This window comes from Methylobacterium sp. Leaf469 (assembly GCF_001424745.1).
Classification (GTDB): Bacteria; Pseudomonadota; Alphaproteobacteria; order Rhizobiales; family Beijerinckiaceae; genus Methylobacterium.
Map to the genome: position 1 here is coordinate 83,903 of NZ_LMRE01000023.1, position 24,437 is coordinate 108,339.

The 24,437-nt window shown below is 70.6% G+C and carries 26 protein-coding genes; 16 read left to right on the top strand and 10 right to left on the bottom strand.

The features are described 5' to 3' along the window. The first annotated feature begins 66 nt into the window (after nucleotides 1–66). A complete protein-coding gene (locus tag ASG60_RS11580) occupies nucleotides 67–948 on the top strand; it encodes an EamA family transporter (RefSeq protein ID WP_056385697.1) in 882 nt (293 codons plus the stop codon). Here the strand turns inward: ASG60_RS11580 and mobA are convergent. Together mobA and ASG60_RS11590 are read right to left on the bottom strand one after the other, a co-directional pair. Further along, nucleotides 945–1,604, bottom strand: a complete 660-nt coding sequence (gene mobA, locus ASG60_RS11585; RefSeq protein ID WP_056385698.1) for a molybdenum cofactor guanylyltransferase MobA — start codon at nucleotides 1,602–1,604, stop codon at nucleotides 945–947. The two genes, ASG60_RS11580 and mobA, sit on opposite strands and share 4 nt — an antisense overlap. After that, a complete protein-coding gene (locus ASG60_RS11590) occupies nucleotides 1,601–2,776 on the bottom strand; it encodes an Mrp/NBP35 family ATP-binding protein (protein WP_056385700.1) in 1,176 nt (391 codons plus the stop codon). Before ASG60_RS11590 ends, mobA begins: the two co-directional genes overlap by 4 nt. Nucleotides 2,777–3,115: 339 nt before the next feature. Between ASG60_RS11590 and ASG60_RS11595 the strand changes: the two genes are divergently transcribed. Both ASG60_RS11595 and ASG60_RS11600 read left to right on the top strand, forming a co-directional pair. Then, complete coding sequence (locus ASG60_RS11595) at nucleotides 3,116–3,619, top strand: pyridoxamine 5'-phosphate oxidase family protein (protein WP_056173233.1); 504 nt, start codon at nucleotides 3,116–3,118, stop codon at nucleotides 3,617–3,619. Nucleotides 3,620–3,777: 158 nt separating this feature from the next. After that, nucleotides 3,778–5,070: a nicotinate phosphoribosyltransferase gene (locus ASG60_RS11600; RefSeq protein ID WP_056173236.1), complete on the top strand. Its 1,293-nt coding sequence runs from the start codon at nucleotides 3,778–3,780 to the stop codon at nucleotides 5,068–5,070. A gap of 7 nt (nucleotides 5,071–5,077) precedes the next feature. On the opposite strand, the gene ASG60_RS23760 is transcribed toward ASG60_RS11600, so the two are convergent. Next, on the bottom strand, nucleotides 5,078–6,157 hold the full coding sequence (locus ASG60_RS23760; RefSeq protein WP_082531731.1) for a methyl-accepting chemotaxis protein: 1,080 nt from the start codon (nucleotides 6,155–6,157) through the stop codon (nucleotides 5,078–5,080). Between the two features lie 249 nt (nucleotides 6,158–6,406). Here ASG60_RS23760 and ASG60_RS11610 point away from each other — a divergent pair, with 249 nt between their 5' ends. The 3 genes from ASG60_RS11610 to hisN all read left to right on the top strand — a co-directional run bounded on the left by ASG60_RS11610 (nucleotide 6,407) and on the right by hisN (nucleotide 10,114). Beyond that, on the top strand, nucleotides 6,407–7,165 hold the full coding sequence (locus ASG60_RS11610) for a 5-oxoprolinase subunit PxpA (protein ID WP_056385702.1): 759 nt from the start codon (nucleotides 6,407–6,409) through the stop codon (nucleotides 7,163–7,165). A 116-nt stretch (nucleotides 7,166–7,281) separates the two neighbouring features. Then, a complete protein-coding gene (locus tag ASG60_RS11615) occupies nucleotides 7,282–9,225 on the top strand; it encodes an AI-2E family transporter (protein ID WP_056385703.1) in 1,944 nt (647 codons plus the stop codon). Nucleotides 9,226–9,328: 103 nt separating this feature from the next. Then, entirely contained in the window at nucleotides 9,329–10,114 is a 786-nt protein-coding gene (gene hisN, locus ASG60_RS11620) for a histidinol-phosphatase (RefSeq protein ID WP_056385705.1), read from the top strand. 108 nt (nucleotides 10,115–10,222) lie between these two features. Here the strand turns inward: hisN and ASG60_RS11625 are convergent, their stop codons facing one another. After that, on the bottom strand, nucleotides 10,223–11,206 hold the full coding sequence (locus ASG60_RS11625; RefSeq protein ID WP_056306030.1) for an alpha/beta hydrolase: 984 nt from the start codon (nucleotides 11,204–11,206) through the stop codon (nucleotides 10,223–10,225). Nucleotides 11,207–11,448: 242 nt separating this feature from the next. On the opposite strand from ASG60_RS11625, the gene ASG60_RS11630 reads away from it, so the two are divergent. Continuing rightward, a complete protein-coding gene (locus ASG60_RS11630) occupies nucleotides 11,449–11,922 on the top strand; it encodes an Hsp20 family protein (RefSeq protein WP_056261015.1) in 474 nt (157 codons plus the stop codon). A 69-nt stretch (nucleotides 11,923–11,991) separates the two neighbouring features. On the opposite strand, the gene ASG60_RS11635 is transcribed toward ASG60_RS11630, so the two are convergent. Both ASG60_RS11635 and ASG60_RS11640 read right to left on the bottom strand, forming a co-directional pair. Continuing rightward, nucleotides 11,992–12,291, bottom strand: coding sequence for a hypothetical protein (locus ASG60_RS11635; protein WP_056173260.1), 300 nt, complete (start codon nucleotides 12,289–12,291; stop codon nucleotides 11,992–11,994). A 90-nt stretch (nucleotides 12,292–12,381) separates the two neighbouring features. Then, a complete protein-coding gene (locus ASG60_RS11640) occupies nucleotides 12,382–12,828 on the bottom strand; it encodes a hypothetical protein (protein ID WP_056385707.1) in 447 nt (148 codons plus the stop codon). A 239-nt stretch (nucleotides 12,829–13,067) separates the two neighbouring features. On the opposite strand from ASG60_RS11640, the gene ASG60_RS11645 reads away from it, so the two are divergent. Next, the gene (locus tag ASG60_RS11645) at nucleotides 13,068–13,934 is read left to right on the top strand and encodes a Kdo hydroxylase family protein (RefSeq protein ID WP_056385709.1); all 867 of its coding nucleotides are present in this window, start codon (nucleotides 13,068–13,070) and stop codon (nucleotides 13,932–13,934) included. Between the two features lie 25 nt (nucleotides 13,935–13,959). Continuing rightward, the gene (locus ASG60_RS11650; RefSeq protein WP_056385711.1) at nucleotides 13,960–14,259 is read left to right on the top strand and encodes an antibiotic biosynthesis monooxygenase family protein; all 300 of its coding nucleotides are present in this window, start codon (nucleotides 13,960–13,962) and stop codon (nucleotides 14,257–14,259) included. A gap of 23 nt (nucleotides 14,260–14,282) precedes the next feature. On the opposite strand, the gene ASG60_RS11655 is transcribed toward ASG60_RS11650, so the two are convergent. Beyond that, on the bottom strand, nucleotides 14,283–14,651 hold the full coding sequence (locus tag ASG60_RS11655; protein WP_156369048.1) for a hypothetical protein: 369 nt from the start codon (nucleotides 14,649–14,651) through the stop codon (nucleotides 14,283–14,285). Nucleotides 14,652–14,798: 147 nt separating this feature from the next. Then, entirely contained in the window at nucleotides 14,799–15,125 is a 327-nt protein-coding gene (locus ASG60_RS11660) for a hypothetical protein (protein WP_156398879.1), read from the bottom strand. A 249-nt stretch (nucleotides 15,126–15,374) separates the two neighbouring features. Between ASG60_RS11660 and hemC the strand changes: the two genes are divergently transcribed. Further along, on the top strand, nucleotides 15,375–16,310 hold the full coding sequence (gene hemC, locus ASG60_RS11665; protein ID WP_082479229.1) for a hydroxymethylbilane synthase: 936 nt from the start codon (nucleotides 15,375–15,377) through the stop codon (nucleotides 16,308–16,310). Nucleotides 16,311–16,323: 13 nt separating this feature from the next. Here hemC and ASG60_RS11670 read toward each other — a convergent pair whose 3' ends face one another. Next, a complete protein-coding gene (locus tag ASG60_RS11670) occupies nucleotides 16,324–17,373 on the bottom strand; it encodes a GSCFA domain-containing protein (RefSeq protein ID WP_056385715.1) in 1,050 nt (349 codons plus the stop codon). A 190-nt stretch (nucleotides 17,374–17,563) separates the two neighbouring features. On the opposite strand from ASG60_RS11670, the gene ASG60_RS11675 reads away from it, so the two are divergent. Then, entirely contained in the window at nucleotides 17,564–18,460 is an 897-nt protein-coding gene (locus tag ASG60_RS11675; protein WP_056173282.1) for a WcbI family polysaccharide biosynthesis putative acetyltransferase, read from the top strand. Between the two features lie 15 nt (nucleotides 18,461–18,475). On the opposite strand, the gene ASG60_RS11680 is transcribed toward ASG60_RS11675, so the two are convergent. Continuing rightward, entirely contained in the window at nucleotides 18,476–18,862 is a 387-nt protein-coding gene (locus ASG60_RS11680) for a response regulator (RefSeq protein ID WP_056173286.1), read from the bottom strand. Between the two features lie 92 nt (nucleotides 18,863–18,954). Here ASG60_RS11680 and ASG60_RS11685 point away from each other — a divergent pair, with 92 nt between their 5' ends. The 5 genes from ASG60_RS11685 to ftsH all read left to right on the top strand — a co-directional run bounded on the left by ASG60_RS11685 (nucleotide 18,955) and on the right by ftsH (nucleotide 24,429). Then, nucleotides 18,955–19,398, top strand: coding sequence for an Hpt domain-containing protein (locus tag ASG60_RS11685; protein ID WP_244473823.1), 444 nt, complete (start codon nucleotides 18,955–18,957; stop codon nucleotides 19,396–19,398). Between the two features lie 318 nt (nucleotides 19,399–19,716). Next, complete coding sequence (pal, locus tag ASG60_RS11690) at nucleotides 19,717–20,241, top strand: peptidoglycan-associated lipoprotein Pal (RefSeq protein ID WP_056306015.1); 525 nt, start codon at nucleotides 19,717–19,719, stop codon at nucleotides 20,239–20,241. A 125-nt stretch (nucleotides 20,242–20,366) separates the two neighbouring features. Further along, entirely contained in the window at nucleotides 20,367–21,344 is a 978-nt protein-coding gene (ybgF, locus tag ASG60_RS11695) for a tol-pal system protein YbgF (protein WP_056174108.1), read from the top strand. Continuing rightward, on the top strand, nucleotides 21,341–22,456 hold the full coding sequence (tilS, locus tag ASG60_RS11700) for a tRNA lysidine(34) synthetase TilS (RefSeq protein WP_244476646.1): 1,116 nt from the start codon (nucleotides 21,341–21,343) through the stop codon (nucleotides 22,454–22,456). The genes ybgF and tilS overlap by 4 nt, the downstream gene beginning before the upstream one ends. Before the next feature lie 50 nt (nucleotides 22,457–22,506). Continuing rightward, on the top strand, nucleotides 22,507–24,429 hold the full coding sequence (ftsH, locus tag ASG60_RS11705; protein WP_056173293.1) for an ATP-dependent zinc metalloprotease FtsH: 1,923 nt from the start codon (nucleotides 22,507–22,509) through the stop codon (nucleotides 24,427–24,429). Nucleotides 24,430–24,437 lie beyond the last annotated feature (8 nt).

Consider the following 24,437-nt stretch of genomic DNA (forward strand, 5'->3'; position numbering starts at 1 on the left):
GCCCTCCTTTGCGTTTCGGAGTCGCGCGCCGTCCGGGTATTCCGGCGCGTCGGAAGCGAGTCGATCATGCACGCCGCCACGCTTCCCCCGCGCGACCTGCTGCTGGCCCTCGCCGTCGTGGCGGTGTGGGGCACGAACTTCGTGGTCATCCGCATCGGGCTCGACCATCTGCCGCCCCTGCTGTTCGCCGGCCTGCGCTTCGTGCTCGCCGCCCTGCCGGGCGTGTTCCTCGTGGCCCGGCCCGCGGCGTCCTGGAAGAATCTCGCCGCCTACGGCTTGCTCATCGGCGCCGGGCAATTCGGCCTGCTGTTCATCGCCCTGCGGAGCGAGATCGCGCCGGGTCTCGCCTCCCTGGTGGTGCAGGTGCAGGTGTTCTTCACCATCGGCCTGTCCATCTGGCTGACCGACGAGCGCGTGCGCGGCTACCAATGGGCCGCCCTGGCCCTCGCCGTCGCCGGCATCGGGGTCATCGCCGGCCACACCGACGCCACCACCACGCCGCTGGGCCTCGGCCTCGTGATCCTCGCGGGCCTGAGCTGGGCCGGTGGCAACATGGTGGCGCGGGCGAGCGGGGTGCGCAACATGCTGCCCTACGTGATCTGGGGCGGCCTGTTCTCGGCGCCGCCGCTGCTTGCCCTCTCCCTCGTCCTCGAAGGCTGGGACGCCATCCGGGACGGCCTTGTGCGGGCCGACGCCGCCACCTGGGCCGCCGTGCTATGGCAATCCGTCGGCAACGCCCTGTTCGGCTACGCCGTGTGGGGCTGGCTCCTGGCGCGGCACCCCGCCGCCCTGATCACCCCCATGGCCCTGCTGGTCCCGATCTTCGGCATGGGCGCCTCCGCCCTCTGGCTCGGCGAGCCCCTGCCGGCCTGGAAGATCGGCGCCGCCGCCCTCGTCATGACGGGGCTTGCCATCGGCGTGCTGTATCCGCGCTGGCGGCGGCCCTAGATCGACGGCCGATCCGACAAGCGCGCCTCCGCCGCCGCCAGATCCTCGGGCGTGTTGATGTTCCAGAACGGATCGAGGGGCTTGGCCGGCCAGTCCACCGGGACGGCGCCGTGGGCGCGCAGGAAGGCGCCGACCCGGCGTTCCTCCCGGACCACGAGGGCGTCGTGAAGCGCCGCCCGCAGGGCGACGGGCCAGAGCGCCACGGTGAAATGCTCCCGCCCGGTCGAGGCCGCCATCGCGATGGGGGAACCGGCGATCGGGGCGCTGGCGACGGACGCGTCGCCCAAGGCCGCCGACAGGCGGGCGACGAGATCGACCGGCAGGAACGGCGCGTCGCCGGTGACGCTCGCCACGTGACCCACCCCCGGATGCAGGCGGGCGGCGTGATCGAGGGCGGCGAGGATTCCCGCCAGGGGGCCGGGGTTGCCCGGCACGCCGTCGGGCACGACCGGACCGGGGAACTCCGAAAACCGGGCGGGATCGCCGTTGGCGTTGAGGATGAGCCCGGCCGCGCATTGGGGCGCGAACCGCTCCACCACCCGGTCGAGGAGGGTTCGGCCGCAAAGGGTGCGCAGGGCCTTGTCGCCCCCGCCCATGCGCCGGGACAGGCCGCCGGCCAGGACGACGCCCAGCACGGCGCCGGGATCGGGACTCATTCGATGACGATGCGGGGGGCCGCGCGGGCGGCCGAGGCGCCGTTGAGGTTCGCCCAAAGCTTGGCGGCGATGGCGCGATAGACCTTGGCGTGCGGCCCGTCGGGATCGACGGCCACCACCGGCCGCCCGGCATCCGAACTCTCGCGGATCGTCATGTCCAGGGGCACCTCGCCGAGGAACGGCACCTCAAGGCGGGCGGCCTCGTCGCGGGCGCCGCCATGGCCGAAGATGTGCGAGGCGTGGCCGCAATTCGGGCAGACGAAGGTCGCCATGTTTTCGATGACGCCGAGGATCGGCACGGCGACCTTGCGGAACATGGTGACGCCGCGCCGGGCATCGATGAGGGCGAGATCCTGCGGGGTCGAGACGATGACGGCGCCGGACAGCGGTGTCGCCTGCGCCATGGTCAGCTGGGCGTCGCCGGTGCCGGGGGGCATGTCGACCACGAGGATGTCGAGATCGCCCCAGGCGACCTCGCGCAGCATCTGGGTGATGGCCGACTGGACCATGGGTCCGCGCCAGATCATCGCCGTCTCGGCCTCGATAAGGAAGCCGATGGACATCACCTTGATGCCGTAGCCCTCCATGGGAGCGAGCAGACGCTCCTCGATCACCTTGGGCTTGCCCGACAGGCCGAACAGCTTCGGCACCGATGGGCCGTAGATGTCGGCATCGAGCAGCCCGACCTTGAGGCCCTGGGCGGAGAGCGCGAGGGCGAGGTTGCAGGCGGTGGTGGACTTGCCGACGCCGCCCTTGCCCGAGGCCACGGCGACGATGTGGCGGACCCCCGGCAGGGCCGGCCCGGTGCGGGGCGGCTGCGGGGCGGGGGGCCGACCGGGGGCGGGCGGCTGCGGCGCGGCCTGACCTTGCGCCGGATGCGAGCCTTGCGCCGGGTGCGGGCCTTGCGCCGAATGATTGGGGCCGCGCTCCGAGGTCAGGCTGGCGAACACGCCCGAGACGCCCGGCGTTGCCAGGATCGCGCCCTCGGCTTGGCGGCGGATCGGTTCGAAGCGCTCGGCCTCGCTCGGATCGATGAGGATCGAGAACATCACCCGGCCCGTCGGATCGACGACCACCTGCGACAGGCGCCCGGACGCGGGCAGGGTGGTGCCCCCGGCGTCGATGGTGACGGCCGACAGGATCTTCAGGACATCGTCGCGGGTGATCGCCAACACTCGGGCTCCTTGGCGCTACGGGCGGGCGGGCCCGGGCCGGACGCAGAAACGGGCGGCGCCCTCCGCCCCGGACTGGGGTTTCGCGCGCGGATGCCCGCAAGGGGACAGCATGGAGACGCGGCGAGCGCAACCCCGGGCCGCGCGGCCCTTTATCGCGAATCCGTGAATCGCGGGCTCGAAACGGGACGCGGACGACCGCCGGAAACGAGGCTTGGCGAAACGGTGAAGGGCCGAAACAAAAGCGAAGCTCGCCCGTTGTGCCCTCGAACCGATCGCCGGCGCCCTTCGAGGTGCGGCGTCCGGATGCGTCGAGACCGAGTCGGAGATTTCAACCCCATGCACCAGGGCAACCACCGCGATCACGAGGGCGCCAAGAAGCTCTTCGCCCTCATCAAGGACATCAAGGTCGCGATGATGACCACCGCGGACCCCGACGGGAAGCTCTACAGCCGCCCGATGTGGTGCCAGGAGGCGGACGAGAACGGTGACCTGTGGTTCTTCTCCAAGCTGCACTCGCCCAAGACCGCCGAGATCAGCAAGGACAACCAGATCAACCTCGCCTATTCCGACCCGTCGAGCCAGACCTACGTGTCCGTGGCGGGCAAGGCCGAGATCGTGACCGACCAGAAGGTCATCGACGACAAGTGGACCGAGAGCCTGAAGACCTGGTTCCCCAACGGCAAGGACGACCCCGAGGTCGCTCTGATCCGCGTCCACCCGGAGAAGGGCGAGTACTGGGACAGTCCCAATGCCACCGCCCTGCACATCTACGGCTACGTGAAGGCCGCGTTGACCGGCGAGTCGCCCAAGACCGAGACCAAGAAGGTCGATTTGGCCTGATCGTCTCACACGTCGCGTTTTGGGAGGGGCGGCTTACCGGAGGGTGGGCCGCCCTTTCGCGTTCCGGCATCCGGTCGGCCGATTGACTCGGAGGCGAGGCCTATGCGCCTTTCGCGGCTGAGCGGGCGTCTCGGTCCCGCGCCGGACGGTGCCCGACCATGATCGACCTCGCGACGCGGGTGTACAACCACAACTTCCAGATCGATCCCATCGTCCGGTCGCTGCTCGACACCGATTTCTACAAGCTGCTGATGGCGCAATCGATCTTCCGCCGCCGTCGCGACGCCCGGGTCACCTTCGGCATCCAGAACCGGTCGAAGAGCGTGCGGCTCGCCGACTTCGTCGATGCCGGGGAACTGCGCGAGCAGCTCGATCACGCCCGCACCCTCACGCTGAGCCGGGGGGAATCGACCTGGCTGCGCGGCAACACCTTCTACGGCCAGCGCCAGATGTTCGCCCCCGACTTCATGGACTGGCTCGAGACGTTCCGGCTGCCCGAATACGAACTCGAGGCCCGCGACGGGCAGTACGTGCTTACCTTCCACGGCCCGTGGATCGAAACGTCGATGTGGGAGGTACCGGCCCTCTCCATCCTCAACGAGCTGCGGAGCCGGGGCGTCGTACGCCACATGGGCAAGCTCGAACTCCAGGTGCTCTACGCCCGGGCGATGACCCGGGTGTGGGAGAAGATCGAGCGCCTCCGCGCCCTGCCGGACCTGTCCATCGCCGATTTCGGCACGCGCCGCCGCCACGGCTTCCTGTGGCAGGACTGGTGCGTCGAGGCCATGCGGGCCGGCCTCGGCGACCGGTTCCTCGGAACCTCGAACTGCCTCATCGCGCTTCGCCGCGAGGTCGAGGCCGTGGGCACCAACGCCCACGAACTGCCCATGGTGTATTCGGCGCTGGCCGACGGCGACGAGGCCCTGGCGCGGGCCCCCTACGACGTGCTGGCGGACTGGCAGCAGGATTACGCCGGCAATCTCCTGGTCATGTTGCCGGACACCTACGGCACCAGCGGCTTCCTCGCGCACGCCCCCGAATGGATGAACGCCTGGACGGGCATCCGAATCGATTCGAAGGAGCCCATCGCGGGCGGAGAGGAGGCCATCGCGTGGTGGCGGTCGCGGGGCTGCGACCCCCGCGAGAAGCTGGCGATCTTCTCCGACGGCCTCGACGTAGAGACCATCGAGGCCATCCACGCGCATTTCCACGGGCGGATGCGCATCGGCTACGGCTGGGGCACCCTGCTGACCAACGACTTCCGCGGCCTCGTGCCGGATGGGCGCCTCGATCCGATCTCCATCGTCTGCAAGGTCATCACGGCGGATGGGCGGCCCACGGTGAAGATCTCCGACAACCCATCGAAGGCCATCGGGCCGGCGGACCAGATCGCGCGCTATCGCCGGGTGTTCGCGGTCGCGGACGGGCCGGCGATGCCTGTTCTTGTATGAGCCGGGTTCACGGCTCTGCCCCCTGGACGATGACGCCGTACCAGCCGAGGCCCGCATAGGTTTCGTAGCCAGGCGTCCGGTGAAACGCCGTGACGGCGCCCGAGCGCGGATCACGGTCCGCGCCGCTCGCACGGCCCGCCTTCTGGAGGGGCAGGACTTCTTCGAGGACGCCGCGCCCGTCGGAGGCCGCAAGAACCCGGCACCGGGCATCGACGAGGAGCACCCGGGTCCGGCCCCGATCCTCCGGCGCCACCCTCACACCCTCGACGATGGCGCGCGCCTGCGCCTCCCAGTCGAAATGGATGGCCAGCACGCCGACGGGCCGCCCATCGCTCACGCCGCCCGCCCGAATACCGGCGCAGTAGGTCGCCACCTGGGCGTTGCCGAGACGCGGCTGCCGCGCGACATCGGCGGCGACGTAGGAATCGCAGTCCCGCAGGCCGGCGGCCTCGCGGAACCACGACTCGGCCGAGACGTCCCGGCCGACCACGTCGTGGAACCGCTCCGGGCGGCCATGGGCGACGACGATACCCTCCGGCGAGCACAGCCACAGGTCGAGGTAGACCGTGTAGGCGTCGAGGATCACGCCGAGGCGCGCCGTCGCGTGCGCCACCCTGTCGGGCGTCGGGGCAGTGGCGCACGCCACCATGGCCGCATCGGTGGCCCACCAGCGCACGTCGCAGGTGCGCTCGTAGAGGTTGCGGTCGATGAGTTCGACGGCGTTCAGGGCGAGATCGATGAGGCGGTCGTCGCGGGTGCGGGTCGACAGATCCTCGACCTGGGCCTGAAGCCCGGCGATCCGGTCGGACAGCTCGGCCTCGAGGGCCCGGGCGATTCCCTCGACCTCGCCGCCGATGGCCCGGACTTCCTGGGCGACCACGGCGAACCCGCGTCCCATCTCGCCCGCCCGCGCCGCCTCGATGAGGGCGTTGAGGGCCAGGATCTTGACCTGGCCGGTGATGCCCTGGATGCGGCGGCTCTTCTCCGACGAAATGCGCTTGAGTTCCGCGATCTCCGCCGCGACGCCGCGCAGCCCGGTCCCGGAGGGGGACGCCACGGCTCCGCGCAGGAGGCTCAAACCCGACATCCATCTCTCGCTGGTCTTCGACACGCAGCGTCAGGTTGCGGGAAAACGCCTAAGATCGTGTTAAATCCGCCGCTCGCGGCGACTTGTATTTGTATTCTCGGCGTCCGAAGGTCTTATAGAACGGGACGATACTTCCGTGAAGAATCCCGAAGACAGAGTCTCGCGAGCGCCGGTGAGAATGAGGGTTCGGGCATCCGCAACCCCGCGTCGCCCCGAGCATTCCAGGGCAGCCCTCGAACGGAGACCTGCATGCGGATCGATCTCAACGCGGATCTCGGCGAGGGTTACGGGGCCTACACCCTGGGCGACGATGCCGCGCTCCTCGACATCGTCACCTCGGCCAGCGTCGCCTGCGGCTTCCACGCCGGCGATCCGTCCATCATGGTCGCCACCGCCCGGGCCGCGAAGGCGCGCGGGGTGGCGGTCGGCGCCCATCCGGGCTTCGACGACCTGCGCGGCTTCGGACGGCGGGTGATCCGCGCCACGCCCGGCGAAATCGAAGCGGATGTCGCCTACCAGATCGGTGCGCTGCAGGCCTGCGCCGCGCTCGCCGGCCACCGCGTCACCCACGTGAAGGCGCACGGGGCGCTCGCCAACCTGTCCAACGCCGAAGCCGGCGTCGCGCAAGCCATCGTCCGGGCGGTGCGCGGCGTCGATCCCGGCCTCGTCGTGATGGTGATGCCGGGCCTCGAAGCCGAACGGGCGGCCGAGGCGGCGGGCTTGACCGTGGCGCGCGAGATCTACGCCGACCGCGCCTATGCGGAGGACGGGCAGCTCGCGCCCCGCAGCCAGGCCGGCGCCGTCATCACCGACCCGGTCGAGGTGGCCGAGCGAACCCGCCGCATGGTGGAAGAGGGCGCGCTCCTCACCCTGTCCGGCCGCCGCATTCCCGTCGCCATCGACACGGTCTGCGTCCACGGCGACGATCCGCATGCGGTGGCGACCGCCGCCGCCGTGCGCCGGACCCTGGAGGAGGCCGGCTTCACCCTGGCGCCGTTCGTCGCCTGATCACGGAGCCGCGATCCGGAGCGTGCCGCGGAGGGATCGTTTTGCGGCGCCGCACCGTTCCCCCGACGCGGCGCCCGATCCGAGGGCGGCCGGCGTAGCGTCGAGACGGAACCGGCATGGCGACGAGACCCACCACGAAACCCCCGCTGATTCCGCCGCGCCCGACCCGGATCGCCGCCGCCGAGACGCCGGCCCCGACCATGAGCTCGCCCCTCATCGTCGCCGCGCTCATCGTCACCGGCCTCTATCTCGGCCGCGACGTGCTGATTCCCATCGCCATCGCGATCCTGCTGTCCTTCGTCCTCGGCCCCCTGGTGAACCTGCTACGGCGCTGGCACCTCGGGCGCTTCCTGTCGGTGGCCGCCTCGGTGCTGATGACGCTCAGCGTCGTGGGTGCCCTCGGCGCCCTCATCGGGGTCCAGCTCGCCGACATCGCCGGCGATGTCCCACGCTACCGCACCACCATCGAGCGCAAGGTCGAGGGCCTCAAGGACACCCCGGCCGGCCGCATGGCCGAGTATGTCGCCGGCATCGGCCGGACCATGCACCAGGACGGCCCGAAGCCGGAGCCGAAACCCGAACCGAAGCCCGACGCGGCCCCGGCCGCCCCGCCGCCCGAGAAGGCGATCCTCGTCGAGGTGAAGGACCGCGCGCCCGACGCGCTGACCATGGCGGGCACCCTGCTGTCGCCGATCCTGCATCCCCTCGCCACCATCGGCATCGTCTTCGTTGTGCTGCTGTTCCTGCTGATGCAACGCGAGGACCTGCGCGACCGCATGATCCGCCTCGCCGGATCGAGCGACCTGCACCGCACCACCGTCGCCATGGACGACGCCGCCAAGCGGCTCAGCCGCTACTTCCTCGTGCAGCTCGCCCTCAACGCCTCGTTCGGCCTCGTGGTCGGCGTCGGCCTCTACGTCATCGGCGTGCCGAGCCCGGTGCTGTGGGGCATCTTCTCGGCCCTGATGCGGTTCGTGCCCTATATCGGCGCCGTGCTGTCGGCGGTGTTTCCCCTGGCCCTGGCCGCGGCCGTCGATCCGGGCTGGACCATGGTGGTCGAGACGCTGATCCTGTTCGCGATCCTCGAGCCCCTCGTCGGCCACTTCATCGAGCCGATGCTGTACGGCCACTCCACCGGCATGTCGCCGTTCGCCGTCCTCGTCTCGGCCCTGTTCTGGACCTGGCTGTGGGGGCCCGTCGGCCTGCTGCTGTCGACGCCGCTCACCGTCTGCCTCGTGGTGCTGGGGCGCCACGTCGACAAGCTCGAATTCCTCGACGTGCTGTTCGGCGACCGGCCCGCCCTGACGCCGGTGGAGAACTTCTACCAGCGCATCCTCGCGGGCGATGCCGACGAGGTGCAGGAGCACGCCGAACTCATCCTTAAGTCCTGCTCGCTCGCGGCCTATTACGACGAGGTGGTGATCCGGGGCCTCGAACTCGCCGCCCGCGACGCGGCGCGCGGCGTGCTCACCACCGAGCAGAAAGCCGATATCCGCCAGAGTCTGGCCGGCCTCGTGGAGGATCTCGCGGAGCGCGAGGACGAGGGGGCCGATCCTCCTGACGCCGAGGAGGCGCGGACCGGCGTCACCGCGGCCTGGGCCGAGCCCGGAACCGTCCTGTGCGTGTCGGGGCGCAGCTTCGTCGACGAATCCGCCTGCGCGATCCTGGCCCAGCTCCTGCGGACGCGCGGGATCGGCGCACGCACGGTGCCGTTCGCCGAGCTGGCGCGGGCGCGGATCGACACCTTCGATCCAGGCCCGGCGCGCCTCGCCTGCATCGTCTCGACGGCGATCAGCGGCGAGCCGACCCACCTCCGGCGGCTGGCCGAACGCCTGCGGCGCAAGCTGCCCCGGGCCCGCCTGGTCGTCGGCCTGTGGCAGGCGGACGAGAACGGTCTCGACGAGGCGGCCCAGCGCCGGGCGATCCCGGCGGACATGCACGTCACCTCCCTGCGCGGCGCCATCGACGCCATCGTGGCCGCCGCCGATCCGGCCACCCCGGACCCCGTGGCGGCGGAGCGTCCGGCCGCGCATCCCGTCGGTGCGCCCGTGCCCGTCTAGGGGCCGGGCGCCCGTCCGATCGCGGGTCGCGCGTCCGTCGGGACTTGACGGCGAGGCGTCGCGTCCGCTTCGCTGCCGTCAGGGTCCCGGACAGGAAGTTTCGATGAGCGTCGTCGATCTCGCGCGATTCATGGACGATCTCGCCACCGAGTCCGGGCAGGCGATCCTGCCGTTCTTCCGCGCCGCCTTCGGCATGGACGACAAGGGCCATGGCGGGACCTTCGACCCCGTGACGGAGGCCGACCGCGCGGCGGAGGTGATCCTGCGCGGCCTGATCCGCCGCAGCTTCCCGACCCACGGCATCCTGGGGGAGGAATTCGGTTCGGAGAACCTCGACGCCGAATGCGTCTGGGTGCTCGACCCCATCGACGGCACCCGGGCGTTCATCGCCGGCCTGCCGACCTGGGGCACCCTCATCGGCCTCACCCGGCACGGCGTGCCGGTCCGCGGCCTGATGCACCAGCCGTTCCTCGGGGAACGCTTCTCCGGCGACGGCGCCACGGCGCGGATGCGCTCGTTCCGGGGCGAGCGGATCCTGCGCGCCCGGCGCGGCACGGTCCTGAAGCACGCGTTGCTGGCCACCACCGATCCGCGCCTGTTCGCCGACGGCCCTGAGCGCGACGGCTTCACAGCCATCGAGGCGGCCGTGCGGATGTCGCGCTACGGCACGGATTGCTATGCCTATTGCATGCTGGCGGCGGGCCAGGTCGATCTCGTGGTGGAAGCCGGGCTCAAGCCCTACGACATCGTCGCCCTCATCCCCATCGTCGAGGGAGCGGGCGGCGTCATCACCGCCTGGGACGGCGGACCGGCCGCCGCCGGCGGCCGCATCGTCGCCGCTGGCGACCGGGCACTGCACGCCGAGGCCCTTCGTCTCCTCAACCCGTAGGGCTCATATCAAATCCGGCTGATCGCTTCGCGATGCGGATTTGAGCTTCGCTCAGGCGCCGCGCGGGCTGCCTGAGACTGTCTCCGAATGGATCATCCGGAAACAGTCTCAGGCATCGGTGTAGGCCCCGGCGGTCCTGGTCGGCTCGACGACGGTGCCGGGCACGAACGCGTCGAACGCCGCCCAGAAATCGTCCCGGATCGCGTCGGTTTCCGACAGGATCTCGTGGCGGGCGCCGGGTAGGACCAGGATGTGCGCCCCGCGCACCAGCCGGGCGAACCGCTCCGTCGCCCGCGTCTCGCAGACCGGGTCCGCCCCCGCGCCGACGACGAGGGCCGGGATCGCGATGGATGCGGCCACCCGACGGTCGCGCAGGCGCCGCATGGTGCGGAAGGCGCCCGCGAGCCACGCGATGGTCGGATCGCCTACGGCCCCGGCCCCGACGGCCCGCGCCGCCGCGGCGTTGCGGGCATAGCGCACCGGGTCACTCGAGAGGCGGTTGCGGGCGAACGGCTTCGTGGCGATGGAGGTCGGCGTTCCGAACGGGATGTAGCGCCGGCCGAGGCCGAGGCGGTGGAGGATGCGCGCGAGCGCCGAGGCGCCGGCCGGCCAGCGCACCATGCGCAGGGCGAGCATCGGCGCCACGGTGACGATCCGGCTGAACGGCAGCCAGCCCTCGTAGGCCCCGGTAAAGGCCACGGCGCCGCCCATGGAATGCGCGAGACCGATATGCGGATGCGGCATCAGGGGCCGCAGGACCGCCTCCTCGACGGCCTTGAGGTCGCGTCGATAATCGTCGAACCGGGCGACGTGGCCCTTGTGCGCGTCGGCGACCTGGCGCTGCGATTCGCCCTGGCCGCGCCAATCGAACGCCACGACGGCGAAGCCGCGTCCGCGCAGATCACCGACCGTCTCGTAGTATTTCTCGATGAACTCGGCCCGGCCCTGCAGCAGGCAAACGGTGCCCTTCACGAGACGGGTGGTGGGGCGCCAATGCGCGACCCGCAGCTCGACGCCGTCCTCGGTGCGGACCGCCTTCAGGGCGCCGCCGGGCGGGACAGGATTGTCGGGTGTGGAACCTAGCGTCAGCATCGGCCGATCCTCGTGCGGCAGGCCTTACCCCACCGGTGCGCCTCTTGTGCCATGCCATCCCTTCCGGCCTGTCACCACATCGAAAAAATTGCGAAAAACACCGCGACGCGCGGGTTTCAGGCTCTTGCGAAGACAAACGACTCCGCCAATATCACGGAGGCACCGGCCGTTACGGCGGTGCGACAGGTCCGGCCCTCGGGCGGACCCGATCTAAGCATGTTGCTTCTTATGGAGAATATGTCATGCGCCAGTTCGATCTTGCTCCCCTCTACCGCTCTACCGTCGGCTTCGACCGCCTGTTCTCGGCCCTCGACCAGTACGTCGCCGCCGATCCGGCCCCGACCTATCCGCCCTACAACATCGAGCGCACCGGCGAGAACGCCTACCGGATCACGGTGGCGGTCGCAGGGTTCACGGACTCCGATCTCGCCATCGAGGTCAAGGAGAACGCGCTGACGCTGAAGGGCGAGCGTGCGACCGATCCCGACAAGCCGGTTACGTTCCTGCACCAGGGCATCGCCGCGCGCGCCTTCGAGCGCCGCTTCCAGCTCGCCGACTACGTCCAGGTGACGGGTGCGGTGCTGGAGAACGGCCTCCTCCACATCGATCTCGTCCGCGAGATCCCTGAGGCGAAGAAGCCGCGCCAGATCCAGATCGCCACGGGTCGCGCGTCCGCGACCCCGACCATCGAGGGTTCGGTACAGCAGGCGGCGTAAACGCCGCTCCGCTCTCAAAACCAGCGGGGCGCCCCGGCCGAAAGGCCGGGGCGCTTTCATTTCGAACCGTCAGGATTCGTCGTCGAAGCGGTCGCCGCGGCCCGGCTCCTTGCAGCGATAGCCGACGAAACAGCGCGGCGTGTCGCCCGCAGGGACGAAAGCCGGAATCGTGATCTCGGTGATCTCGCAGAAGCTGCGGTCTCGGACGAAGCGGTCGTAGGTCGGGCCGCCGGTGCCAAGGACGATGCCGCCCTCCCGCCCGACGATGCCTTTCGCCTGGGCGCAGCTCATGGTGGTGGTGGACGGCCGCTGTGCGAAAGCCGGGCTGACCGCGCCGACGCAGATCAGCGCGAGAAGTATGCGCGTCATGATCGATCCCTCACGCCGTGGACCCGTCCACGGCACATGGGAAAACGCTTCGCCGTGCCCCGTGATCCTGCGGCGGGACACCGCGCCGTCCTAGAGATCCCCGAAGATGAGCTGGCCCTGGGGGCTCGGACGCCGCGCCGGGGCCCCCGGCCGCGCGGCAGGCCTCACGCTGCGCTTGACTGGCGGACGTTTCGCCACGGGCTCGGCCCGCAGGCGGGCCTTGGCCTTGTCGCGGGCGATGGCCTCTGGGGCGTTCGGATCGTCATCGAGCCACTTGCCGCGCTTGATCACCTCGTTGACCCGGCCCTGGTTGACCCCGACCTTGAAGGCGATCTCCTGCTGGGTCATGCCCGTTGAGGCGTGAAGGTCGAGGATGGCGCGGGCGAGTTCGGGCGTCATCTTCTGCCCCGTGAGGCGGCGCGCCGGCTTGATGGTGCGGGTGGCGCGGTCACGCTCGCGCAGGCGCTCCAGCAGGGCGAGCGCCATGAGCATCCCGTGCTCGCGCAGCGACTCCTCGAATTCCTTCAACGTCGCCATGCTGGCTTCCTTGCCGGTGCCGGATCCGCGCTCGGATCTCGGACCGCCATACAAACGTGCCGCGCGCCGTGAAGTTGCGCGCAACGGGAACCGCATGGTTGAGCCTCCCGCCGCACCCTGACAACCGGCCAGAGCCGTCATCCACCGGTATTCGCGCGCCCGACGGCCGGGTTGGTCTCGGGCGTCACCTTCGGATAAACCCCGTCTCCACCCGCCGGAAACCCAGGACGCCGCCCGCGATGATCAGCCCGATCGTTTCCGTCTCCCGAGAAGGTTCGGCCCCCGGTGCGCCATCCCTGGTCGATGCCCTGGAGGGCGGGGCGGTCCTGATGTTCCCCGATCTCGACTTTCCGTTCAGCCCGTTCGAGGAGCGCTTCGTCGAACGGCCCTTCGCCGACGGCAAGGCGAAGAACGTGAACATCCGGGGCGAGGCCGCGAGCCTGCGGGGCGCGGCCGGCACCCCTGAGGAACAGGAGGCACTGCGCCAGCTTCTCATCCGCTACCGCGCCTTCGCGGACGCCCTCATCGCCCGGTATCTCCCGACCTATGCGGGCAAGATCGCCCTGGCCGGCACCTCCTACCGCCCGTTCGAGGTGGACCAGCGCAAGCTGAGCTGGCGGCGCGACGACACCCGCCTGCACGTCGACGCGTTCCCGTCGAACCCCATCGGCGAGAAGCGCATTCTTCGGATCTTCCGCAACATCAACCCCGAAGGTCAGCCGCGCCTGTGGCGGGTGGGCGAAGACTTCGCCTCGATGGCCCAGAAGTTCGCGCCGAAGCTGCCGGGTTATTCGCCGCTCTCGGCGCGGCTGCTCGCGGCTCTGAAGATCACCAAGGCGCGGCGCTCGGAATACGACCACCTGATGCTGCATCTGCACGACGCTTTGAAGCAGGACATGGCCTATCAGGCCGATGCCCCGCAGGCCGACGTGCGCTTCGCGCCGGGCCAGACCTGGGTGACGTTCTCCGACCTGGTGATGCACGGCGCCATGGGCGGCCGCTACATGCTGGAACAGACCGCCTACCTCCGGGTCGCCGACCAGGCCGACCCCGAGCGCAGCCCGCAGCGCATCCTCGCCCGCACCCTCGGCCGCCCCCTGCGCTGACCCCTCCCCGAACAAAGGACCCGCCATGATCCTCGAAATCGCGCAGATCGACCTCAAGCCCGGCACGGAATCCGACTTCGAGGCCGGCATCGCCCGGGCCGCCGAGATTTTTCGGGAAGCCAAGGGCTGCCGCAGCTTCGCCGTGCGCCGCTCCATTGAGAAGCCGCAGCGCTATCGCCTCCTCATCGAGTGGGACACCCTGGAGAACCACACCAAGGATTTCACCGGCTCCCAGGCCTGGCAGGATTACCGCGCCATGGTCTCGCCGTTCTTCGAGGCGCCGCCGAGCGTTGAGCACACGGAACTGACGCTTCAGGCCTTCTGACGTGAGACCGCTGACGCGAGACCTCACTGCCCGGAGTTGCGGACGATCATCTTGATGCGCGCATCGAGGTGGTTCCAGCGGGCGGCGATCCGGCGCCTGGCGCAGGCCTCGAACGAATCGCCCGCGAAGAAGCCGACATGGACCGACCGGTGCCGGCATTCGAGGAGCGGGGGCACCACGATCACCGCCGGAATCGGCAGGGACAGCAGGGCGAGATCGACGGCGAGGCCGAACTTCCAGCCGATCCCGCCCCGTTTCGGCTCCGTCGCGTGCGCCTCCCGCAGGCGCCGGCGCTCCACGGCGAAGGCCGCGGCTCCGTCGCGGTCGGTGCGTCGCAACGGGGCCGGGTCGGCGAGCCCGGGTGGGCGTGAGGCGTCGGACGTGGGTGTCATGGCCGGGATCTCGCGATGGAATTCGGGCAAGCGGCCGGAACGGCCCAGGAGCGCTCACCGCCGGATCCAATACCGGCTCGGTAGAAAAGAACGCAGCAAAACAAAGACCTAACCATGTGTCCCGACCCAATGTGGTCGGGCGCAGCCCTAGCGCAGGGCGCCGGCGATGGAGCGGAAACGATCGTCCAGTCCGCGGATGTGGCCCATGACCGCCTGGCGGGCGCAGACGGCGGCGACGAGGCCCTGCGGCAGGAAACCCGGCCCGGCGCCGGAGCCGCAGGGCATCAGCAGGGACGCCCCGAGGAAGCCGACCCCGCCGAGGAGCAGCACGAGCTTGACCGGGCCGGGCCCGCGGCGGCGACCGCGCATCCGCTCGGGCGCGCGGGATCGCACGGGCGCCGGCTCCGGCGCGCCGGGATCGTCGCGCGGGCCGAACTCGGCCTGATAGTAGCGCTCCAGCTTGCTCACTCTCATCCGGCCGCATCCCCGCCAAGCTTTGCAACCAGGAGGCGTCATGAATCGCTAAGTTTGCGATAACGCAACCGATCGACTCGTCGCGAGCGGACCTGCTCACGCGCGCCCCAGCGGGGTTCGAGGCGGAACCGGGGCCGCTTGTGCGAAACCCGCTTCGCATGCGCCGTGCGGCCCCCGGATGCCCGGTGACAGGGCCGTGCGGACTGCGTACCACGGTGTCAGGACACCCACCCGGAGCGATCCGCGCCGATGACTTCGCCCAAGACCCAGCGCCCCCTCCGCATCGGCACGCGCGGCAGCCCGATGGCCCTCGCTCAGACCGGGATGGTGCGGGACAAGATCGTGGCCGCCAATCCGGGGCTCGAGACCGAGATCGTGGTGGTCAACACCGTGGCCGACCGCATCCTCGACCGGCCGCTCTCGGAGATCGGCGGGAAGGGACTGTTCACCAAGGAACTCGAACAGGCGCTGTTCGCCGACGTGGTCGACGTCGCCGTGCATTCCATGAAGGATGTGGAGACCTGGCTGCCCGAAGGGCTCGTGATCGCCTGCATCCTCGAGCGCGACGACCCGCGCGACGCGTTCCTGTCGCCACGCGCATCCGGCTTCGCCGACCTGCCGTCCGGCGCCCGCATCGGCACCTCGTCCCTGCGCCGGGCCGCCCAGGTGCTCATGCGGCGGCCGGATCTCCGCATCGTCCCCCTGCGCGGCAACGCCAACACCCGGATGCGCAAGCTGGAGGAGGGCACTTGCGACGCCACCCTCTTGGCCCTGTGCGGGCTGGAGCGCCTCGGCATGGCCGACATGGCCCGCTCCGTGCTCGCCGTCGAGGAGATGCTGCCGGCGGTGGCGCAGGGCGCGCTCGGCATCGAGTGCCGGGCGGATGATTCCGACGTGCGGGCCCTCCTCGCCCCCCTCGTCAGCGCACGGGCGACGGCCGAACTCGCCGCCGAGCGCGGCCTGCTCGCCGAACTCGACGGCTCGTGCCGCACCCCCATCGCGGCGCTGGCCCGCATCGACGGCGACAGCCTGTCCCTCGACGGCCTGCTGTTCCTGCCCGACGGCAGCGCGCACTGGGCGGTCCAGCGCGCGGGCTCCGTCGCCGATGCCGCCCGTATCGGCGCCGAGGCCGGCGCCGAACTGAAGCGCGCGGCCGGCGACACCTATTTCAAGCACCTGCAGTAGGGGCCGGACGGCCTCAGGCGAGGCTGCGTTCGATGGCTTCCTCGTCGCAGATCACGCCGGCCGCGCGGGCGTATTCGAGGCCGAGCGGGTGGGGCACCCGGGCCACGGGCGCCGCATCCGTGAAGGCGCCGAGGAACACCCGCATGACGTGGGCGACGGCCTCGGGCGTCACCGAGCGCAGATCCTCGGCGTAGTACCGGCCGGCATTGGCCGTGCTGGTGACGATCTCGTAGGCGGGAAAGTACACCGCGCGCGGCTCGGCCTCGACCACCTCCTCCGCCGCCACTCGCAGGGCCGCCTTGCTGTAGGCGTTGGACACGAGCACGTGCCGGTCGGCGTAGGACGCGATGAGCGGCACCGGCGAGACCGTGAGGATCACCCGGGCGCCCGGATTCACCGCGAACAGCCGGTCGAGGAACGCCAGCATGTCGTCCCGCACGGCGCCCGCACGGGCGTTGACGAAGGCGTAGCGCGCCGGATCGAAGGCGTCGCCGATCACGCCCGGCGCCACGGGCAGGGCCGCCCCGTCGGCGCGATGCTCCCAGCCCTCCGTCAGCCCGAGGGTGAACACGAACACGTCGAGGTCCGCGAACATGGTTCGCACGGCCGCGAGGTGCGTTTCGCGCGACGCCAGGAGGGCCGCTTCGTCCGCGAAGCCATCGGGCTCGACGGCGGGGCGGAACGGATCGACGAGGCGTCCGTCCGGCCGGGTCCACGCGGTCAGCTCGGGGCGATAGGTGCCGTAGGCCCGGTCGAAGAGCTGGAGCAGTTGGCGCGCGGTGTAGACGTTGCCGGTGCGGGCGCAATAGGTGCCGTACTGGCGCGCTTCCGCTTGCGCCTCGGACAGGCCGGGGGGCGCCGGCTCGGCGAGGTAGCGGCCCAAGCCGGCCTCCGTGAGCGCCCGCGCCACGTGCTGCGCGAAGCAGCTTCCCGCGGTGGCGACCCGGGCCCCCGGCGGGATGAGAAACACCCCGCTGGGCCCCGGCGTCAGGGCGAAGGGCGGCACTCCGGCTACGGCCTTGCGCCAGAATCGCTCGGCCGGTAGATCGGCGTAAGGGTTCATCACCACGGCGGCACCTCTCATCCGTTCGCTCACAGGCTGGCCGCACCGGGCCGTCGCACGGGTCGAGACCCTGACGCGATCCGTCTCATCGTTCAGATCTCGCGTCTGCTCTTGGTCGCCATCCTGGGCGGGACCATGGCGCCGGGCCGTCGCTTCGGGAGAGCCGGTCCGAACGGGTCGCCGCATCGCCGTGCTGGGCAATTGCCAGGCCGACGGCATCGCACGCGCCCTCAGCCTGCTCCTGCCCGAGGCCCGGGTCACCCTCGTCCCCCTGGCGACCCTGCGGCGGGACCACGCCACCCTGGCGCGCCTGCGCGACCACCTCGCGCCCTTCGACCACGTGTTCTCGCAGTTCTTCCCGGAGGGCTTCGTCACGGGCGGCAACGTTCACGCCCTGGCGCAGGGGGATGCGCGCCTACGCCTGTTCCCCACGATCCTGTTTCCGGCCTTCCACCCGGATATGGTCCATGTCGGCGATGTCGGCGCGCTGTCGGCGACCCACCTCGTGCGTTCGCCCATGGGGCCGTATCACTCCGCCATCGCCCTCTGCGCCTACTTGGAAGGCCGCACCGTTGATGAAGCCCTCCGCCTGTTCCGCGACGACGTCTACGCGCGGCTCGGCTACTACGACGCCTGGGACCACGCCAGCACCTACCTCCTCGGCAGCGCGCGCGACCTCGCGTTTCCCCTGGACGCGGAACTCGCGCGCTGGTCGCGGCGGGGCTGCTTCATGCACGTCCTCAACCATCCGAAGCTGTTCGTGCTCGCCGACATCGCCCACCGCCTCGCCCGCGAGGCGGGTCTCGCGCCCCTGTCCGTCGCGGCGGAGGACTATCTCGCCGACGACCTCGTGTCGGATGCGGTCTGGCCGCTCTATCCGGAGATCGCGCGGCGCTACGGCCTCCCGGGAACCACGCACTACAAGCCCAAGGAGCGGAAATGGGGCGCGGCCCCGATTCTGTTCGATCGCTCCGCCTTCGTCGCCGGCAGCTTTTCCGCCTACGCCCGGCATCCGGCGGACCGCCTCGTATGTCCGCGCGTCGCGGCCTGGCGGGCAGACCCGGCGGTGCGGGCTCTGTTCACCTGAATCCCCGGCTCCGGGCTATCCGGCGGCGCGCAGACCCGATGCGGCGGCGATGCCCCGGGCGAGTTCGGCGATGGGCTGCATCCGGAACGGCTTGGCGACGAACAGGCTGTCGCTGACGGCGCGATTGCGCGGATACGTGCCGCTGGAGGCATAGACCACGGGACGGCGGGGATGCAGCGCCCGGAACGCGTCGGCCACGCTCCAGCCGTCGACGAGGCCGGGCAGGTTGATGTCGGTGAACAGCCAGTCGATGGTCGGGCCGGTCTCGCGGATGGATGTCAGCGCCGCTTCGCCGCTCGACACCGCGACGACGCTCAGGCCACCCTGATCGAAGACACGGCTGAGCATGTCGAGCAGCAGGTAGTTATCCTCGACGATCAGAACCCGGCAGTGGGAATCCATCACCCGTCCCAACTCTTCGCCCCAACTCTTTGCAACGACGCGTCTATCCTGATAATGGTTAAGCCTCTTTCAACTCCAGCGGTGGCTTGACCGTGCCCGCATCCGCGCCTCCGATCGACAGCACGCAGGCCCTCGATGTTCCGTTCGCAGCGGGCATCGCGTCGCGGGTCGCCGGCGTGGTGCCGGTCTACGATCCGGCGACCCTGGCCGAGCTCGAAGGAGTGTTCGGCCAGGCGCGGCTGATGGACCTCCTGGGCCATCTCAGGATCGAGATCTCGCAGCGGCTTGGCTGGCCCGATACCGACCGCCTGGCCCTGCGCCACGATGCGCACACGCTGCTCTCGGTCAGCGGTTCGCTCGGGTTCTTCGACCTGTCGCGGTGCTGCCTGGAGATGGAGCAGGCCTGCCTCCTCGGAGCCGATCTGGCCGCTCCTCTGAAGGCGGCCCGAGCCGCGGCAGAAGGGGCGATCGCGGCCATCTGCGCGATGGAAGCCGGCGCGCGGCCCGAGACCCCGTTGGCGGCCTGCGCCGCCTGACCGAACGCGGCAGATCCGGACCGGGCGATCGCACGGCCGCGAGGCCGACCGTTGCGGTGAAGCGACACGAATGCGCGAAAGATCGGGCTCGGTCGAACCGTCCCGACGCCGCCGTATTGTCGGATGACGATAGTCCCATCGGCATCGGCGTGCGGGCTCGCACGTCATCTGCCGCGAATCGATGGTGGAAACGCTCCGTCAAGGTTGACGGAACCTTCGCTTAACCTGCCCGGCTTAGACAACGGGGCTGAAGACACCGCACCAGCCCCGGATATCGGGCCGCGCCGCGCGCCGGCGCCGTTCGAGGAGAACAGGACCATGACCACGATCGCGCGCTCCCGCGTGTTCAGCCTCGCGGCGGCGCTCTGCGCCGCGCTCAGCGTCGCCGCCTGCAGCAACGACAAGGATCTCGCCGACGCCTCCGGCTTCGGCGCCGGCGCGGGTGGGGCCTACGGGGCCGGGGCGGGCACGCCCGGCAGCGCCCAGGACTTCGTGGTCAACATCGGCGACCGGGTGTTCTTCGAATCCGATTCGACGGACCTGACGTCCACGGCGACGGCCACCCTCGACAAACAGGCGGCCTGGCTCCAGCGCTACCCGCGCTACACCTTCCTCGTCGAAGGCCATGCCGACGAGCGCGGCACCCGCGAGTACAACTTCTCCCTCGGCGCCCGCCGCGCCCAGGCGGTGAACGACTACCTCGCCGCGCGCGGCATCGCCTCGGGCCGCATCCGCACGGTATCGTACGGCAAGGAGCGGCCGGTCGCCGTGTGCAACGACATCTCGTGCTGGTCGCAGAACCGGCGGGCCGTCACCGTGCTCGACCGCGGCGCCGGTTCCTGATCACGCGAGAGGCGGGCGCTTTCGGAAACGGGGCGCCCGCGTTTTGCCGCAATGCGGCACACCTGTTATGGGGCGGGAGGCCAGTCGATGGCCTTCGCGGGACACGTTCACCGGTGCCGATCGCCATGCTCCGTCGCCTCCTCCTCGTCACCTGCCTCGCGCTCGCGGCCCTGTCGCCCGCGGCGGCCCAGGACGGGTCCGATTTCGTCGTGCGCCTGAACCGGCTGGAGAACCAGTCGCGCCAGCAGGCGGGGCAGATCGAGACGCTCCAACACGAGAACCGCCAGCTCAAGGAACAGCTTCGCAAGTTCCAGGAGGATGTCGAGTTCCGCCTGCAGGAGGCCAAGGGCGGTCGCGGTGCGGCATCCCCGAGCGGCAATCCGGCGCCGCAGAAGCCGGCCAAACGCAGCGACGCCTTCGATCCCGACCAGAACCCCGGCCGACCGGGCGCACCGATGCAGCTCGGCACCACGACGCCCTCGAACGCCATGTCGTCAAACGCCATGTCGTCGAACGCCATGTCCGCGGCGCCTTTGGCCGAGGCGCCCCGCGCCCGCACGGTGCCGCCGACGGTGGTGGAGGCCGACGACGAGGAGCCCGGCCTGTCGCCGCCCGGCTTCGGCGGCCCCGTCGATCTCACGCCGCCGTCGCGTGTACCGACCACGGGCGCCATCGCGGCGCCGGCCCGCCCGGGCGTCGCCGCCACCGCCACGGGTGACGCCCGCGCCGATTACGAATCGGCCTACGCCTACATCCTGCAGCGGCAGTACGAGCAGGCCGAGATGGGCCTGCGCCAGTTCATCCAATCCCACCCACGCGACGGGCTGGTGCCGGCGGCGACCTACTGGCTCGGAGAGAGTTACCTCCAGCGCAACCGCAATCGCGAGGCGGCCGAGCAGTTCCTGAAGGTGTCGACGGATTATGCCCGCTCGGCCCAGGCGCCGGACGCGATGCTGAAGCTCGGGACCTCGCTCAACGCCCTCGGCGCCCGCGAGCAGGCCTGCGCGACGCTGGCGGAACTCGAGCGCAAGTTCCCCGGTGCCGCGCCGTCCGTGCGGCAGGGTGTGGCCCGCGAGCAGAAGCGCGCCCGCTGCGCGGCGTGACCGCGCCGGACTTCGACCCTGCCGCCATCGAGGCGGCGCTCTCTCCCTACGTCGCGCCCGCGATCCCGCATGGCGGCGTGCTGCTCGCCGTTTCGGGCGGTCCCGATTCGACGGCCCTGATGCAGGCCGCCAAGCAGGCCCTCGAGCGGGTCGGTCCCACGATCCCGCTCCACGTCGCCACCGTCGATCACGGGTTGCGGGCCGCCTCGGCCGTCGAGGCGGAGGGCGTCGCCACCCTGGCGCGGGACTTCGGACTGCCGCACCGCATCCTCGCCTGGACCGGCCCGAAACCGGCCCACGGCCTCCAGGCGGCGGCGCGCGGGGCGCGCTACGCCTTGCTGGGCGCCCACGCGCAACGGCTCGGTCTCGATTGGGTGCTCACCGGACACACCCGCGACGACCAGGCCGAGACCGTGCTGATGCGCCTGCTGGCCGGGAGCGGCCCGGCGGGTCTCGCCGGCATGCGGCCCGTGCGTCCCCTCGTCGGTCGGGTCCGCCTCGGACGACCGTTCCTCGCCCTGCCGAAAGCCGGCCTCGTGGCGTATTGCATCGCCCATGGCCTCACCCCCATCCAAGATGCGTCGAACGCCGATCCCCGCTTCGCCCGCGCCCGGCTGCGCCGCCTCCTGCCGGACCTCGCCCGGGAGGGCTTGAGCGACGCCCGCCTGACGCGACTTGCCGCGCGGTGCGCCCGCGACGACGCGGCTCTCACCGAGGCCGCCCGCGCCGCCTACGTCACGGCGCGCCGTCCGGCCGATGCTCCCACCCTGGTCCGCCTCGACGCATCGGGGCTGGCGAACCTGCCGGATGCGGTCCTCATCCGCGTCGTCGCCCTGGCCCTCGCGGAGGCCGGGGCGGGACGGCCGCGCCTGGAGCGAATCGAATCCCTCGTGCTCGACGCCCTGCGCCCGGCGCTTCGGGATCGGGCGCCCCTGCGCCGGACCCTGGCGGGCCTGCTGGTTTCCCTGACGCGGGGGAGGGGGTTCACCCTCGCGCCGGCACCGGCCAGGACCGGCGGCGACGGGGCTGGGGACCGCCTTGCCGCAGGAGTACGCGATTTACTTGGCAAGGGGGGCGGGGCTGCCTACATTGGCTCGGAGTGTCCGGACTGATATCCGCCCCATTCGCGCCGCGGGCCCGGATGCCCCCCAGGGATTGATCGATGAACCCGAACTTCCGCAATTTCGCCTTGTGGGTCGTCATCTTCCTGCTCGTGCTCGCCCTCGTGACGCTGTTCCAGAATCCGGGACATCGCGGCGGCGGCGCCGAGATCGCCTACAGCCAGCTCTTGAACGATGCCGATGCCGGCAAGATTCAGACGGTGGTGATCTCCGGGCAGGACGTCAGCGGCTCCTACGTCGGCGGCGGCAACTTCACCTCCTACGCGCCGAACGACCCCGGCCTGGTCTCGAAACTCCAGAGCAAGGGCGTGCAGATCACCGCGCGGCCGCCGTCGGACAACACGCCGTGGTTCATCCAGTTGCTCGTGAGCTGGCTGCCGATCCTCGTGTTCATCGGCGCCTGGATCTTCCTCAGCCGCCAGATGCAGTCCGGCGCGGGCCGGGCCATGGGCTTCGGCAAGTCGAAGGCCAAGCTCCTTACCGAGGCTTCGGGCCGCGTGAGCTTCGACGATGTCGCCGGCGTCGAGGAAGCCAAGGAGGACCTGCAGGAGATCGTGGAATTCCTGCGCGACCCGCAAAAGTTCCAGCGCCTCGGCGGCCGCATCCCGCGCGGCGTTCTCCTCGTCGGCCCCCCCGGCACGGGTAAGACCCTGATCGCCCGGGCAGTCGCGGGCGAGGCCAACGTGCCGTTCTTCACCATCTCGGGTTCGGACTTCGTCGAGATGTTCGTCGGCGTCGGCGCGAGCCGCGTCCGCGACATGTTCGAGCAGGCGAAGAAGAACGCACCCTGCATCATCTTCATCGACGAGATCGACGCGGTGGGCCGTCATCGCGGCGCCGGCTTGGGGGGCGGCAACGACGAGCGCGAGCAGACCCTGAACCAGCTCCTCGTGGAGATGGACGGCTTCGAGGCCAACGAGGGCGTGATCATCATCGCGGCCACCAACCGGCCCGACGTCCTGGACCCCGCCCTCCTGCGTCCGGGCCGCTTCGATCGCCAGATCATGGTGCCGAATCCCGATGTCGTCGGCCGCGAGCGCATCCTGCGCGTCCACGTCCGCAAGGTGCCGCTGGCACCGGACGTCGACCTCAAGGTCATCGCGCGCGGAACCCCGGGCTTCTCGGGCGCCGACCTCATGAACCTCGTCAACGAGTCGGCGCTCCTGGCGGCGCGTCGCGGAAAACGCATCGTCACGATGCACGAGTTCGAGGACGCCAAGGACAAGGTGATGATGGGCGCTGAGCGGCGCACCCTGGTCATGACCGAGGACGAGAAGCGTCTCACCGCCTACCACGAGGGCGGCCACGCCATCGTCGCCTTCAACGTGCCGGCCACCGACCCCGTCCACAAGGCGACGATCATCCCGCGCGGCCGGGCGCTGGGCATGGTCATGCAGCTGCCGGAGCGCGACAAGCTGTCCATGAGCTTCGAGCAGATGACCTCGCGTCTCGCCATCATGATGGGCGGCCGCATCGCCGAGGAGATGACCTTCGGCGCCGACAAGGTGACCTCGGGCGCCCAGTCCGACATCGAGCAGGCCACACGTCTCGCCCGCATGATGGTGACCCGCTGGGGCTTCAGCCCCGAACTCGGCACCGTCGCGTACGGCGAGAACAACGACGAAGTGTTCCTCGGCATGTCCATGGGCCGTCAGCAGACGGTCTCGGAAGCCACCGCCCAGAAGATCGACGCGGAGGTCCGCCGCCTCGTCGAGACCGGTCTGGAGGAGGCCCGCCGCATCCTCGGCGAGCACAAGGACGACCTTGAAGCCCTCGCTCAGGGACTGCTGGAATACGAGACCCTGTCGGGCGACGAGATCAAGAATCTCATCGCCGGCAAGCCGCCGGTGCGCGATTCCGGCGATGGTCCCTCAAGCACCGTCCGGGGCTCGTCGGTTCCCTCCGCCGGTCGCGGCCGGCCGCGCGAGACCGATGGCGGCCTGGAGCCGCAGCCCCAGGCCTGAACGCCTCG